This is a genomic window from uncultured Gimesia sp. (genome assembly GCF_963972345.1).
In the GTDB taxonomy this organism is placed as follows: domain Bacteria; phylum Planctomycetota; class Planctomycetia; order Planctomycetales; family Planctomycetaceae; genus Gimesia.
Genome location: NZ_CAXAVM010000167.1, coordinates 1 through 15975, shown reverse-complemented (window position 1 = coordinate 15975; position 15975 = coordinate 1). Strand labels below are relative to the sequence as shown.

The following is a 15975-nucleotide window of genomic DNA, read 5'->3' as shown; positions in this document are numbered from 1 at the left end:
AGAAAAGCATCTCGCGATGCCCATTGACTGACCGTGTATTTCGTGAGACGGTTACGTAGAAACGATCCCCGCGATTCAGATTCTGGGCGAGCTGATGGCGGAGTGGAACGTTTCCACCTGTCGCTGGCTGCTGGATCAGCCGGTCTCCAACAGCGGACGTTTGAAGACGATGCTGAGAGAGATCAGCGAGGAGCGCGGCTGGAACTGGGAGATCGAACTGGTGCCCGATCCCGTGCTGAGTCGAGCCGACCAGATCGTGGCTTCCGCTGACAGCCAGATTCTCAACCAGGCCGAACGCTGGTTCACCCTGGCACGCACGGCCATCGAGACGCGGGTGCCCGATGCCTGGATTGTGGATCTGTCGGGGGGAGAGGTTTTGACTGTCATGCAGGAACGCCCTGATCTGTAATGGGATCAGTTTTGTTGAGGGAGCGGTCTTGTGCGAAGCGATCTGAAATGCGCCCCGGTGGTACGTGAAGCCTGTTCAAACAAAGTGGAAAAATTCCCAGAATTATAGTTGACGCGATAATAGTTTACATATAAACAAATAGCGTGTGAGGCAGAACTAAGCCAGCGTATTGCAGGTTCTCAATCTGACAGCCAGGCTGGTAAGCCTCAGTGACAAAGAGTCGATCAGAGCAGACATGATCTGACTTAAGATCTGAAAAGATCTTTTTATTTTGACATATAGTTTACATGTAAACCAATATTTAAGATGAAGGGAGGTGTGGGAATTGAGAGGAGAGGGTCGTCTGGATTTTACTGGACGGCGTCGAAATCACGTGCGTATAAATAGACTGATCCAGCCGCTCGTTGAGTGAAGTTTTCAGCAAATGAAACTGAAAATGTCTCTATTCATCACTTTGTTTAATAGAAAAGAATCCCATGACTAATATTCTTCCCGATACTGATGGCGGACTGCTGACGGCAGAGAACTGTGCCCTTGTATTTATTGATCATCAGCCACAGATGGCGTTTGGTGTATCGAATCAGATTGATCGCCAGCTGCTGATGAATAATGTTTTGATGCTTGCCAAAGGGGCCAAAGAGTTTGATGTCCCTGTTATTTTGACAACGGTCGAAACCGAATCATTCAGCGGGGCGATGTGGCCTCAGTTGCTGGATATTTTTCCTGACCAGTCTCCAATTGAACGTACCGGAATGAATTCCTGGGACACGGAAGCTTTTCGTGAAGCCATCAAGGCGACGGGCAAAAAAAATATAATTCTCTCGGGTCTGTGGACAGAGGTCTGCATCACCTGGCCGACATTGAACATGATTGACGAAGGTTACAACATCTATGTTGTGGAAGATGCCTGTGGTGGCACTTCGCAGGCTGCTCACGATGCGGCCTTGTCACGCATGGTACAGGCCGGTGCCGTCCGCATGACGACGATTGCCACGGTGCTTGAATTTCAGCGTGACTGGGCCAACCGGGAGCATTACAACGCGTTAATGGATCTGTTTCGTGAGCATGGCGGAGCTTACGGGATTGGAATTGAGTACTGTTACACCATGGTTCATAAAGCACCAGCGGCCCGCAAGGTTACCTGATTGCGTCGCCTGTTGGCACTCGGTCCAGAAGTCGCTGGAGACACTGCTGTAAACGTCCAGCACAAGCCTGTTGAATTCAGTGGAGATGTGAGATGTCAGTCGTGCATGTTGCAGTCACACGTTATGTGCGTTCGGGGATGGAGGAGCAGTTTGATACGAAGCTGCTCTCCTTCATTCGCGAGTCGATGTCCTCGGAAGGGGTTCTGGGAGTACATATACTCCGGCCGGCTCCCCAGACGGGCAGTCGTGAATATGGAGTGCTGCGTACGTTTGAGAGTGAAGAAGCGGCTGAAAAATTTTATGCCTCGGAACTGTTTCACCGCTGGCTGGATGATGCAGAGCCGCTGGTTGAAGGTGAGCCCGTGCATCGCAGGCTTACCGGACTGGAGGCGTTCTTCCGGTCGGGCCGGGGTGCGATGCCGCCCCGCTGGAAGATGGCATGCCTGACTTTTCTGGGTGTCTTTCCAGCGGTTTTATTCTGGTCTACGGTGCTGCTGCCTGTGTTGGAGGGGCAGCACTGGCTGGTATTCTCCGTGGCAGTGAATGTCTGTGTTGTTGTTACGCTTACGTGGCTTGTGATGCCTTGCATTACAAGAATATTTCATCCCTGGCTGCAGACCGGGCACGCGGAGCGGATTTCTATTTCCAGGTGATTCCGGAAAACGCGCCTGTACCATGATCGGGCCGTTTCTTTTTATACGAAAGAGGACCAGCTATGTCTATTGATACGATTCTTTATAATGGTCGCATTACTACACAGGATCCCTCTCACCCCGAAGTGGCCGCTATCGCAGTTTCGGAGGGTCGGGTGGCAGCGATCGGAACCAGTGACGAGATCCGGGCGCTGGCGGAGCCATCCACCCGGCAGATTGATCTGGAGCATCGGCGTGTCATTCCCGGATTGAATGATTCGCATTTGCACGTGATTCGGGCTGGCCTGTTTTCGAATCTCGAATTGCGCTGGGATGGCGTACCCACGATTGCAGAGGCGATGAGTCAACTGAAAGATCAGGCTGCCCGAACCCCTCCTCCCCAGTGGGTGCGCGTGATTGGAGGCTGGAACGAATTTCAGTTTGCCGAAGGTCGCATGCCCACGTTTAAAGAGTTGAACGCAGCGGCTCCCGATACACCGGTGTTCCTGTTGCATCTGTATGACTCTGCGATGTTGAATAAGGCGGCCATCCATGCATTGGGCATGGATAAAAATACGCCGAACCCACCAGGGGGCGTCGTGGTGAAAGATCAGCGGGGTAACCCGACCGGATTGCTGATTGCTGAGCCGAATGCCTTGATTCTGTATTCCACAATCGCCAATGCTCCCAAGCTGTCGATGGAGGATCAGCTCAATTCCTCACGTCATTTTATGCGCGAGTTGAATCGGTTTGGCGTCACCAGTGTTGCGGACGCCGGTGGTGGGGGGCAGAATTATCCCGATGATTATGCTGTCGTCAATCAACTGGAACAAGCCGGCCATTTGACGCTCCGCATTGCCTACAGCCTGTTTGCCCAGAATTCGGGTGAAGAACTGAATGACTATACGCGCTGGCTCGATATGACAAAGCCGGGTGCCGGTTCGGATCTGCTGCGCGTGAATGGAGCCGGCGAGAATTTAGCCTGGAGCGCGGCCGACTTTGAAAATTTTCTGCAGCCACGACCCGATTTGAAACCGGTGATGGAATCAGAGCTTGAAGCGATTGTGATGAAACTTGCTGAAGCGAGGTGGCCATGGCGAATTCATGCGACCTACGATGAAACCATCGATCGATTTCTGAATGTCTTTGAACGTGTGCATCGCGCGCATCCGATTGATGATCTGCGGTGGTTCATCGATCACGCCGAGACAGTTTCCGATCGCAATCTGGAACGAATTCAGAAACTGGGCGGCGGCATTGCTATTCAACATCGCATGGCTTACCAGGGGGAATACTTCATTCGACGCTACGGTGTGGAAGAAGTCAAACGGCATCCTCCTGTCCGCCAGATGCTGAAGATGGGGATTCCCGTGGGAGCCGGGACGGACGGCACGCGGGTTGCCAGCTATCACCCATGGACCTGTCTGTGGTGGATGGTCACGGGGAAAACGGTCGGGGGAACAGTGCTGCATGAGCAGGAAGACTGCCTGTCCCGTTCAGAAGCGCTGCGTTTATATACGCAGGGGAGTGCCTGGTTCAGTAATGAAGACGACCGTAAAGGAACGTTATCAGTGGGTCAATTCGCAGACCTGGCAGTTCTGTCTGACGATTATTTTTCTGTAGAAGCAGATGCGATCCGCCAGATTGAAAGTGTACTGACGATGCTGGGAGGCAAAATTGTTTATGGTAAAAATAACTATGCGCCTTTGTCGCCGGAACTTCCCCCGGTCAGTCCTGACTGGTCACCCGTGGCATTTTATGGGGGATATAATAACAGCCAGCCAGCGCCCCCCATGCACGAGCACACCCCCATTATGGCCCCTGACGGTCGTGTGTGGACAACCAGTTGTGGCTGTGGAAATTGATCGATTTCGAAGCGTGCGCTGCACCTTTAATGAGACGCACGGCCATCAAGACGCGGGTGCTCGACGTCTGGGTTGTGGATCTGTCGGGGATGGCGTTGGTGGAAGGTCGGAGGCATGAACGAGGACTTAGAGCTTACTGGTAATACGGGACAATCGGGAGAAGTTTTTCCCTCAGTCAGTGCCAGGAGGCGGCGTGCGAGACTCAATATGCGGATCAACGGTTCCGGACACTTTTTTCGGGCAGATCATTGTCTGAGAGACAGGTAGAATCAGTACGATAGGGAAGTTTCTGCATTGGATGGGGGGATTTATTTCTCGGTTCCTGGCACCTTTGATGTTTAGCTTTGATGTTCAATATAAAAGTCCTGGAAACCAGTCACTCCGCAAAAGACCGCAACAGGCCACATTCGGGGCAGCGATAGGAAATGATCTTTCTTGTTCTGGATTCTTCAATTCTGACAGTCTTCGTTCTGTTTTTCGTCTTAAACCCGAAAAACGAGCCTCCAGCGGTTTCTGGATCGTCCGGATGCCACGTCGCTTGGAGCGCACACAGGAGTGTAGAATCTAGAATAAACCCTTTTTCCATCTGTTTTTCACAGTCAGGGCAGTGAGGTATCGTCTTCATTAAACGCTCCGATCAGTCGTTTTCAGAATTGCTGACTTAGGTTTAACGCACGGCAATCACTATAAGACCACCCTAATCTCAAATAAAACCAAAATACCCATTAGTGGAGACCTGCCTGGCACCAATGCTGTCGGTTGCAGGACCAGCTTGGTATTTTTGTGACCACGAATGGTACGAAATGACGCGAAAATGAATTAATTCGGTAGGCTGGCTCCGGACACCTGTGATGTTGCCAGCGTCGTTATTTTTCATTCTCTGCTGCTGCATCGAGCACACGAAAATACGCCACGCCCGTCTGTCCCGAAGCCAGTTCCCGGATGTGAACTTTCCACATTCCCGGCCGGTCGTTGCTGGCAATGTCGAGCTTGAGTGGCAGTTGTCCCTGTTCCGCTCCGTAATACCCGCTGAATTCGGCGACCCTGCCGGCGGGGTCGGTGATCTTTACTTCCAGTGGAATCACGGCGGGGACCGTCTTTGACATGGGATCAAGGATCGACACCAGTAACTCGATTGGTTTTCCGGCTGGTGTGCTTTCTTTTCCGGTGATTTGAACTGAAGAGATCGGAGTGGGGGTTACCAGGAACAGTCGCCCTTCGCAGGGGCCCAACTGCACGGGCCAGCTTAACTTGTTGTCTGTCTTCTGAGCTGAGATTTCACGGGTTGCCTGTAAATCATAAACGTGGCCACTGTCGCGTGAAACAGTGAGAGTGCCTTCCGCGGGCAGGCCATCTTCCATCACGAGGCCATGCTGCCCCACATACGTTCCAAATTCCCTGCGATCATTGACGACGAACACGTAATCACTTTTTCCAGCCGCGCGGGTTCTGGTCACGATCTCGGGAGTCGTACACTGAGCGTACCATTCATATCGACCTGCTAACGCGGATTTTAACTGCGCTGCATGCTGCAGGATCGTTTTCTGATCTTCCTGTGTCCGTTTGGAACGCACGAATTTTGGCAGCACGATGTCCGCTTTGATCGCCGGCGTCAGGTTGGGATCGCCAATGACGATGCCTCCCCGCTGCTGAAAGGCGAGCACCTGATCCACCACGGAGCGGGTCAACACATCGCAGTCAGCCAGCACCAGCAGCTTGTACTGATCCAGCCCTTTTTTGAGTAGCGTCTGTTCAAAAATCACTTCAGGCTGCAGCTGCGCATGTATGAGCGTCAGGTACGCTTCATCGTGGTAATACCCGTAACTCCCGCGTCCTGCGAATATTTGCGATGTGAAGCTGTCGAGGTAAGCGACATCAGCCTGTCGGTCGGGAACCTTTAACAGCGTCGGCCCCAGCGGTTTCAGGATATCCCGATGCAGGCGTTTGAATTCCGTCTGTAAATCGGGTTGCGTGTATTTGTAGGCATGGGTGCCATCGGTGGGCACCAGGGATGACCAGCCATGATACATCAGGCCTGTTACGGGGCGTGCAATTTTGTTCCAGAACGCGCTGCGTAAATGTGTGGGCGCGATAGAAATATACGCGGCATCGGGATCATGGTCGTCAAACGGGGAGGCGATAAATTCCTGACCTGTCTTCTTCGGGGCGCTGGAAGAGCGATACCAGAACAGCTGTGTCATTTTCATGACATCCTGTGGTTTACCTGAGGCGGCTGCCATCGCGAAGACTTCATCACAAAAATAGCCCACGCGTAATGCCGAAGGTTCGGTATAGGTCCACTGGCTGATCACATCCACCTCACCGCCTGAGCCGCCGATGCTGGGGGCGCGAATGGCGGGATCATAAAATGTCCAGATGCGATCTCGTCCGTCTGCCTTCAACCCCCGGTGCAAAGCGGTGTGTAACGGATTCCAGCCATCACCGACGGTCCAGAACCAGCGATAAAACTTCAGCAGCCGATCATCATCGGGCAGCACCCGGTCTTTGGGGAAATCGGGAATCGTATTCCAGCGCGGCCCGATTTTGTCAGTCACCTCTGCCGGGATCTCCTCCCCGGCAAATTTGCGATACTGTTCCTGATCGTACCGGGAAAAACTGACGTGTGTACTATCGCGGACTTCACTGTTGATGAGTGCTGCGACAAAAGCGGGATGATCGCCGTACATTTCTCCCACACTGCGTCCGTAATTTTCTGAAAATTCCTGCAGTCCCGGCAAGGCGGCGTTGCAATCGTGCCTTTGATAAGGCTGACCGTTCCGATCGACCCGGCTCAAGTCTTTACGATCTTTTAAAAAGTGACCTGCATAGAGAGATGCGGCGATATCAAAATCATTCGCCAGGGCGGAATCGAGCATGTCTTTGACGGAGTTGATCGTCACTGGTCCCTCTGTCGGCACCGGTTTGCCCGCCTCCCACACTTTTGAGGGTGAGGGCGAAAATCCCAGGCAATGATTGAAACCCAGCTCCTGCAGGCGTGGCAGTTCTTTTTCGAACTCATCAGGACTGCCAATCCCCCACATCAATACAGGCATGCGTCCCGGCACCCGACGCGGCACCAGTTTGAGTAACAGGCTCTCTTCGCGTGACATTGGGTAGTCGCCTTCCACGCGGACCTGTCCCTGGAGCACATAATCATCGGGCCGCAGCGTGGTATCAAAGGAAACCTGTTCTGTATATTCTTCCTCAGCGGGTAGTGTCGGCAGGTCAATCTCGCGGTCAATCCAGCCCGGGCCGAGCAGACGCAGTTTCGCGCCGCTCAACGGCTTTTGCTGCTGGTTGCGAACGGTGACTTTGATTTCGGATGACGGTTCATACCGCCGCCAGACTCTCCGGTCCACGGTCAGCGAAATGGTCAGGGGACTGAATTCGAGTGCGCCGGAACTGATGCGCACCTCATCCAGGTAACCGGGAAAACCGCCGTAGTTACTGCCGATCCGATCTCCGATACTCAAGGGAAGATTACCGGCTGCGATACCAAGTCGGCCCGGTCGGGTGACATTGCCCACGGAGGACCCATTTTGATAAAAGCGAACCGTTCCCGCCCCGTCATAGCTGAATGCCAGGTGCTGCCAGACGTCCTGTTCAAAGGTGAGAAAATCGGTGATAAAGGTTTCTGTGTCTTCGCCAAATCCCAGTACGACATTCATCCGCCGCCGACCGGCAGGATCTGGTGGACTCAATAACCACTGGTAGTCATTCTTTGAGGCATATTTCTTATCGATCAGATAAGCCAGGCTCGCCTCGCGGAGCTGCGGCTTGGGTTTAATCCACATTTCTACGGTGAAGGCCCCTGTTGGACTCAGCTCCGGATGGTCTGCCACCATAAAAGCATGATGTTTGTCATCAATGGGGAAGCCTGGGAATGACTCGATGCCTCCCCCAAATTTTCCCGCGGTCGCCGGCACTGCGCCATCCAGTCTTCCGGAAAGGCCAAGTCGACCGGAGTCAGCCGTTTCGGCTCCCTTGTCGAACTGCCAGTGACCAATGACCGTCGGCCCGTTCGAATCGCTGCCAGAGTACTCAGCCTGCCAGTTTTGGGTGATGGCCTCAGCTGAGAGGACATCATTTCCTGAAAGCTGAGCAGCAGAAACGATCATCAGCAGAACAATGATACAGGGCCGATTCATGGTGGAAATCCTGAGGTATTTTAATTGTCATATCGAGAACGAGTGAAAAAACTCGATTCAAAGAACACCGCGATGTTTGATCTTAGAAACTCCCCCACCGGCTTAGAAGGGACACCCCTCGCCAGGATTGCAGTTTCAAGCGGTTTTGAGAACTTAACGGCGTCGTCCCTGCTGCGCCTATTATTATTTGAGAGCTGACAATCACGGAAACAGGTGAAGCACAGGGGGGGGCATCGCTAACCGGGCACCGTGCGATTCTGGTACTAGCGGGTGACCAACCTGGTATTTCTGCTACCACGAAAGGGTACGCAGACAGCATTAAAAGGGTCACGACTTTTATGTTAGCCGTGGTCTGCCGCGGGGGCGGGTGGTGCTTTCCAGGGAGAGCCGCGCGGCCGTGTTGCTGATCCATTTATCGCCGCCGAACGGTGTGCCTCGCACGATGCTTTTTCGCACGGCTTGCAGTTCGGCATCGGTCTGAGGTTTATTCACGAGGGCCCGCCAGTTGCGTGGTAAGGCAGGTTTCTTCGGTGTGGCGAGCCAGGCCGGCGTGTGCTGTTTCTGCAACCGGGCCCAGGCAGAGCCGTACTCCCATTCTTCGGCTTTGTTGACCAGATCGGCTCGCAGTGGATTGCGTTCGACGTAGCGCATGACCGTCAGCAGATGTTCGTCCGTCTGGACTGGAAACGATTTGAAGCGTCCCTGGTAGAGGTGGCCGCTGCCGCCGGTTTCGTAGTGGGAATGCCAGCGCATGGTGTGGGTGACCGTGAGGCGCTGGAAGAATTCGGTCAACTGCGTATCCGTGGTGGGGCGTACGACAAAGTGCCAGTGGTTGGGCATGACGGACATGGCAAAAATCGGCAGGGGATTTTTCTGCCACGTCTCTTCCACAACCTGCATGAACGCGGCATAGTCGTCGGGTTTCTCAAACAGAGTCAGCCGCGCAACAGACCGGTTGAGCACATGAAACACTTCCCCGGCAGGACAAATTCGTTTGGATCTAGGCATAAGTGTATCCTATCAGAAACTGGTGTGGAAAAAAAGAGTCCTGACCCCTTATTGACCAAATCATGATTTATTCTTTTTTCGTCTTCTTCGCCGAGCACGCTGTACTACGTTGACTGGTCGGTTGTCTAATTCATTCATAGTTTGAATAGTTGATGAAAAACCTAATCGTAGAAGACGTTCGAATAAATCAAGGCCTGCAGTTCTATGATTATCACTCCTACGTTGTAGAGTTATGGCGATATTCGTTAATACAGAATCAGATAGGTCAATATTTCGAGGAGTTTCGGCATCAGAATTCAACTCGAAAAGATCCAGAAGTATATTCGCTAGTTTTAATACTAATTCCGGTTCTGATTCTGTAAACAATTCCAACTGTTCGACAAAATGATATAGATTTATATTTTGAATTACTTCTGGATAATTGGCTATAGCAATAAGAATTCTTTTTGAGTACTTATTTGGAATGAATTGATCTGATAAAAACACGCCACTAAGAGCTTGATTAATTTCTTGGCACTTTCGTTTTGCTAGTTTCTCAAATAACTCCGTGGCTTTATGTTGAAAACGGCCCTCTTTCCAGAGTTCAGCCACTGTATAAGCAACGCCTTTTAGAAACCTGTTGTTAGCTGCCACATTTAAAGAAACAGTAAATTCAATAAATTTATCAACTGATAAGAATTTGTCTTCCACTAGGTAGCTAGCTCCAAAAAGCTCACCTTTAGCCTGTATTCCCATTGACCAATTACTCGCAGCAATCTGATCGCTGAAAGTTGCAAACGCTTCTTCACCTATAAAATTCCTTAGGTAGCCCAGAAGATGAACCCCTTGAACTGAATCGCGTACTCTCGTTTTTTTTTCGAATAATTTTTCTATGAACCTTAGTGCTTTAGTCGATTCGCAATACTTCAACATGCGTAATTCACGACAAAACACCTGCCACGTTTTCTGTTTTTCTGGTCGTTCCAGATGTTTGTTAAGTTCAGAAAGCCAGTCTTCCGTCGAGGGTGGTTTCTTTCTAATCAAACCAAAAGCAATTGCAGACATGATTGCATATGTTCCGTGAGGGATTTGAATCAATCCTCGTTGATCAAATAAAATACTGCGTTCTTCGTCTTCTTTTGATTCATCAAATTCCTGTTCATCCAAATTATTTTCGATGGGAAAATTCCAGTTTTTCAGCCATGATTTTAATAAATCACAAATTTCATCAGGTAATCCATCCAGTTGATCTCCTCTTCGCGCACAAGCACTGGCAACGGTATCCTGGAAATGCTGAGAATTGAAACCAAAATTTACAAGATCGTGAATTAAGTCGAAAAGTCTCTCAGTTGGGTAATCGCTCTTACTAATTGCCTCAACAATGTGAGCAACCGGAATTTGCTGATCAGTGCAGCGAAATTGTGTCGCCAGTTCAGCAGCACGTTCAGGATATTCTTTAGCCAGTTCAGCAAGCGCGCGAGAGGCTTCAATAGTCCCTCCCCTGAGACCACGCCTTGAGTGATCCCAGTCAGTATCATCCGTGAGTTCATCAAATAATTTGAGAATCTGTGAGCTCTTGGCTTTCTTCATTTGTTCCGTTGACATCGGACTGATGACTTCTGTCATTTCGATCCGCGATTCACTCCTCTCTAAGCGAGCCTTTACAGTAGGTAATGCTACTTCTTCAGCTTCCAGGACCGATTTCGATTTCTTAGAAAGTAGGTGCTTTGGTATTGCCATCAGTAACCGAAGCCGACTTTCCCGATCCCACTTCATTCTATCGCGTTTGTCTTCAGCTGTTTGATCCGGGATTTCAGAATGATACTCTGTCCAATTATTGATAGACTGCTCCAATTGTTGAAGCTGCTCAGCGCTTAGCTTCGGAGCAAGCTTAGAAATCAATTTACGTGACTCCTTGTGGTAATCATCAAAATCACCAATCAGAAGCCTTCGCGGGTCACCTGTCAGATACTCATATGATAAATCGACTAATGTAATATCCAATTCAACAAGTGAGCGACAAATCAATCGCTGAACTAACATCGCATCAATACTTAAATTACTACGGACAAAATTTTCAAATGCAGTTGGATTGCTGTTCCCCAGTTCCCGAAGTGCTGTTCGAATCGCCTCTAACAGAGGCTTCTCGGAAGCATGCTCACGATCAAACTCATAATGGTGAACGCTGGAAGCTCGAAACCGATTGAGAATGTGATGTGGCATATCAAGCGTCGGCTCCAGAGCCTCCAAAAATAGTGGCCATATTTGATTAAGAAATTCAACTGGAGCAACTTCAGCTATCGCATCCATCCCGTAGCGTCCAGAACTGGACTCTAGTAATTCTCCGAATTGACTTCTCCAGTCGAACCTAGTAAATGTGAACGCTTGATTTTCAGGCGCAGCTTCTGGTGGTAATTCCTTTATTTGATGATCAGCTAATAATTGAATTGCCTGCAATTTTTTCCGAAATGCAATTGCTATTATTTGTGGAGCCAATTCAGGCATTTGCGCTGAAACTTTACTTGCAATATCGGTGACAAACGACTCATTGATTTTTGTTCTTTCAATAATTTTACAAACAATCGCTACTGACTCATTTGACCAATGATTGAAATGATCGAAGATATGGAATGTGAAAAGATCTCTTTCAGAGTTATGGAGCCAATATTGTCTTATTAACTTAAGTGTCTCTTCCGGCATTCGATTGATCATTGCAGAAAGTAGACCAACCAGTTGCCATTCTATTCCTATTGGATCTTGCATCAGTGATGCAATCTGACTGTCTTTAAGCTTCGAAAACCAACCAGGGCTGTTTGATATTGAAGAAATAGCGCGTCTTTTAAAATCGTCATCTTCCAGCCATTGCACCAGCCATACTTCTTCGATCTCATCAGGATCCTCAAGCCTTCCAAGAAAGTCTAGAAGAAGATGTCGAATATGAAGTCGCAATGGTTCCGTACAAAGCCTTCTCATTTGGAAGGTGTAAGTTTCTCTTGAAGCCTCACGGAGATATCCAAGAGTACTCCATAAAGTAGGACGAACGAATAAAGCATGCTGTCGTGCTATCACAAAATCACAGAGATCGATGTCTCCTTGCACAACAGCCCGAGCCCGAGCATGACTGAATAGGGTTTGATGCTGGAAGCCGAATTTCAACCCATCTTCCGAAATTTTAAAAATACCGTCAGCAACCAGGTGATCTAGTATGGCACGTTGGTTATCAAATCGAGCGATTGGAAGCCAAAGTATTTCTTTGTCTGACATGTCTTCCGCAACGGCACCAAGCAAGGCCTTCTTCGGGCCTGCTTCTGTAGATCGAGTCACTTTCTGATACCATAGCTCTTCCAGCATTTCCTGATATGAGGCAAATACTTTTTGTTCTGATGTTCCATTAAGGTGTTCGATGAAGATCTTCAGGTTCTGTGGTGTGCATAAAATATTCTTGAAACTATCTGGCCAGTTCGAACCATCTATTTCCTGTTGTTTGAGTATTTTATTTACTGAATCCCAAGATGGTAATTCCAATTGAATTTTTTCAGCTTGAATTGTTTGGAACCTTGTATCGTGGTTAAATTCAAATCCTCGGCTGGATGAAATAATATAGACATTAGGGATTTCCGATAATTGATGGATTAGATTTAGAAGTACGTTGAGACGTTCCGAACGGAGATCCACTAAATCAGCAAGAGCATCAAGCTGGTCAATCAACACGACAACCTTTTGTTCTTGAGCTATTCTCTTTACACAGTCTGCCACTGTCGCGGGAAGTTGGAGGCGTTCAGCAAGTTTTTCTAGAGAATCAACATTCATTGCCAAGGTGTCAGCCTTGATACCCAAACTGGCAACACCATTTTCATCAAGAGATTTAGCCAGCTGCGCAAGTAATGCTGATTTGCCACTGCCAGGCTCGCCAAGCAGAACCAAATTATAGTGTGGTTCTGACTCTATTATACTTAAAAGCTCATTCGTTTCTGAACGTTCAATCCATTGTGAATCAGCTAAAGTTTGTGGCCAATTTGTAAGGGGTTTTGAGGCTAAGACAAACTGTGAGAGTATCTCTTCATTAGAAAGTGATGAGGTAGAGAGAAAATTCTTCTCTGGTTCCTTATCTTTTAATAATGGTAAGAAATGATCGAAAGCAGAATAGATTTCTTCATGAGTATCTTGACGAACTTCTGATCGCGTTGCGTCTATTATTTTGTGAACACTGAAAAAATCTTTAATTAATCTTGGATGATGATTTTTGATATCCTCTGTAATAGCAATTCCCGTTTGACGATTTCCAAACGGCCACCAATCCCGAGCAAATTGTTTTAATTCATCAGACGGTGAGTTCTTCAAACACTTTTGTAGATGATCTTGAGCTACTTCAATCCATTTTATTTGATATTGGATCAAGTCCTGAGAATTAGCAGAAAGATCCTTCGACACAAAAAAAACTACTTCGTTTGGTTGTTCAGGGATTTTCCCTGAATGAACATTGATATAAACCTTTGCCATTTCGGCCCCAATATCAGATGGGCTAACATTTTTATCAAAATTCTTACATTGAATTAATCTGATACTGCCGTCTGTTCGATGATGGATGATATCTCGCCCCATATCTGATGTCTTACCGTAGTAATAAAGGCGATCATGTGGATATTTTGATTTGAGTAATAGAAAGCATAATACTTCAAATTCATCCCCACTTAATTTGGAAAACGGGAGCAAATTAGCATCCCGTTCTAGCCACTCGGGCATTCTCCTGTCTGCATCCAGTTCTCTTAACGCGTCTTCTGATGAATCTATAGCTTGTCGGCTCATGATCATTTTATCTTTGATTCGTTTTGATTTTTTAATTCGAAGTCTGCCATCCCATAAAAATGATTGTTTCTCATTACAAATGAAAAAGTATTTATAGTGATCTTAGCTCGTCATATTGTATTAATATATACCAAGATGAGATGCTCCCTACCCTCATATTTCCAGCATTTAAGTTTGATAATGACTCAAAGTAATTGTTTGTATGAGATCGTTCCATCTGGTCGTCACTTTAGTACCACCTTGGTTTATAGCCGGTGTAATTGGGGCCGGCATAATGAACAGCCCGGTAATTTTGCGCCCACGAAAGGCACGGAACGGCACGAAAAATATTCAATTTCAAATTGGAACGATCTCAAATCGCTATGTGAATCACAATGCCTTTATTTTATATATTGCTGTAATACAATCATCCGCTGATTGTTCAAATATTGACGTCAGTATCATTATGTGATACTATTGGTCGGAAATGAAAGCAAAGCATAAACGCACACTGCAAGCCATCTTTGAAGACCCGGTCAAGTCAGGTATCCCCTGGCGCGATATTGAGTCGATGCTGGAGGCAGCAGGCGCAGAGATTTCAGAGGGATCTGGATCGCGTGTTCGCATTGCTCTGAATGGCGTCCGGGCAGTCTTTCATCGGCCGCATCCCCAAAAAGAGAAAAATAAAGGGGCGATAAAATCGGTGCGGCGTTTCATTACAGAAGCAGGAGTCAGGCCATGATGAATTACAAAGGGTATCTTGGTAAAGTTGAATTTGATGATGAAGCGGCAGTTTTCCATGGTGAAGTAATTAACACACGCGATGTCATCACATTCCAGGGTGAGAGTGTAGCTGAATTGAAGCAAGCCTTTCAGGATTCAATCAATGATTACCTCTCCTTCTGCAAGGAACGTGGAGAATCTGCTGAGAAACCGTTTTCAGGACAGTTCGTCACGCGAATTCCTCCGGAACTCCATCGTCAAGCCACTCTGGCCGCCTCTTTATCAGGAACCAGCCTGAATGCCTGGGTAACGGAACAGCTAAGAGAAGCTGTGCAACGTGAAGGATTGCTCAAAGTTGACAGCAGGCAACGCAATGCCAGTTCCAAAAGTTCACGGAAGCCTGAAAAAAATCCCCGGAAGTCGAAGAGAAAATCTGCAGGCTAAGAGCATGTTGCATGGAATCTTCAGCCGGACAGAGAGGTTTTCCAATTCCCTGCGATTAAAAAGGGGTCAGGAACCTTATATTTAAGGTTCCTGACCCCTTTTTAATCCTTCAGTGGTTCGGGATTTTCATCTGCGGGGGTGAGGGCGATTCTTTTATAATTCGTTGTGAACCGGGTAAAGGAGCCGTGATCACCTGCACCGTTGGGCAAGCCAACGGTGCCACCCGCCCGTCTGATTTTGCAGGACTTATTGCAATAAATAGAGAGGTTTCGGGGTGCCATGGCCGGCTTGTCCGGCCGTGCGAAGTGAGTAGGGAAAGCCTGGTTCTGGGAGGAACGCGGCAGCTGCGACCTCCTGCTCGCTGTGCTCGGCCCGAATTTTATTCGGGCTTACCCGGTTTTTCTGAGTGGGGATGGTTACTCAAAGCACTGTCGGGCAAGCCGACAGATGGCACCCGCGGTGTGAGAGGAAGTTGAGTTATGTTTGTTGTTATGTTAGAGGGGTTCAATCTGTTGAACAATCTGTTTTCTGTAGTCTGTGGTTCGGTTGCATGGTGGATTATTTTGTGGAAAGTCATGGGGGCGTCAAGGGGGATGAACAATATCATGTGGCGATACGGGTTGACGGGGAACCGACCTGCTGCGATGTCGGGGCGGTGCCGGGACGATGGGCTGCGATGTGTGGCGATCCGCAGGGTGACATCTCGAACGGGTGGGGTTTCAGGCAGTGCAAATCTGGAAAAAACAGGCTCATTTGTAGTGAAGAGTCAGAACAGGTGGCCCGTGTTTCAGTGCACTGTAAACTGGGCACGCGCGCGACCCAAAACAGCGCTTATCG

The 15975-nt window shown here is 48.7% G+C and carries 10 protein-coding genes; 7 read left to right on the top strand and 3 right to left on the bottom strand.

Annotation, left to right across the window (positions count from 1 at the left end; translation table 11 throughout):
• Positions 1–64 precede the first annotated feature (64 nt).
• The 4 genes from AACZ40_RS22030 to AACZ40_RS22015 all read left to right on the top strand — a co-directional run bounded on the left by AACZ40_RS22030 (position 65) and on the right by AACZ40_RS22015 (position 4051).
• Positions 65–409 (top strand): DUF5616 domain-containing protein, encoded by a 345-nt coding sequence (locus AACZ40_RS22030; protein ID WP_291171885.1) that lies wholly within the window; start codon positions 65–67, stop codon positions 407–409.
• 476 nt (positions 410–885) lie between these two features.
• Entirely contained in the window at positions 886–1554 is a 669-nt protein-coding gene (locus AACZ40_RS22025) for a hydrolase (protein WP_291171882.1), read from the top strand.
• Between the two features lie 92 nt (positions 1555–1646).
• Positions 1647–2207 (top strand): antibiotic biosynthesis monooxygenase, encoded by a 561-nt coding sequence (locus tag AACZ40_RS22020; protein WP_291171879.1) that lies wholly within the window; start codon positions 1647–1649, stop codon positions 2205–2207.
• Positions 2208–2269: 62 nt separating this feature from the next.
• A complete protein-coding gene (locus tag AACZ40_RS22015; protein ID WP_291171876.1) occupies positions 2270–4051 on the top strand; it encodes an amidohydrolase in 1782 nt (593 codons plus the stop codon).
• Positions 4052–4917: 866 nt separating this feature from the next.
• Here AACZ40_RS22015 and AACZ40_RS22010 read toward each other — a convergent pair.
• The 3 genes from AACZ40_RS22010 to AACZ40_RS22000 form a co-directional block, all read right to left on the bottom strand.
• On the bottom strand, positions 4918–8199 hold the full coding sequence (locus AACZ40_RS22010; RefSeq protein ID WP_291171873.1) for a LamG domain-containing protein: 3282 nt from the start codon (positions 8197–8199) through the stop codon (positions 4918–4920).
• 336 nt (positions 8200–8535) lie between these two features.
• Complete coding sequence (locus AACZ40_RS22005; protein ID WP_291171869.1) at positions 8536–9207, bottom strand: transposase; 672 nt, start codon at positions 9205–9207, stop codon at positions 8536–8538.
• A gap of 60 nt (positions 9208–9267) precedes the next feature.
• Positions 9268–13992 (bottom strand): ATP-binding protein, encoded by a 4725-nt coding sequence (locus AACZ40_RS22000; RefSeq protein ID WP_291171867.1) that lies wholly within the window; start codon positions 13990–13992, stop codon positions 9268–9270.
• 466 nt (positions 13993–14458) lie between these two features.
• Between AACZ40_RS22000 and AACZ40_RS21995 the strand changes: the two genes are divergently transcribed.
• The 3 genes from AACZ40_RS21995 to AACZ40_RS21985 all read left to right on the top strand — a co-directional run.
• The gene (locus tag AACZ40_RS21995) at positions 14459–14713 is read left to right on the top strand and encodes a type II toxin-antitoxin system HicA family toxin (RefSeq protein ID WP_291171864.1); all 255 of its coding nucleotides are present in this window, start codon (positions 14459–14461) and stop codon (positions 14711–14713) included.
• Positions 14710–15138, top strand: a complete 429-nt coding sequence (locus tag AACZ40_RS21990; RefSeq protein WP_291171861.1) for a type II toxin-antitoxin system HicB family antitoxin — start codon at positions 14710–14712, stop codon at positions 15136–15138. Before AACZ40_RS21995 ends, AACZ40_RS21990 begins: the two co-directional genes overlap by 4 nt.
• A gap of 550 nt (positions 15139–15688) precedes the next feature.
• On the top strand, positions 15689–15975 hold a 287-nt coding region (locus tag AACZ40_RS21985), incomplete at its 3' end, for a hypothetical protein (RefSeq protein WP_339675861.1).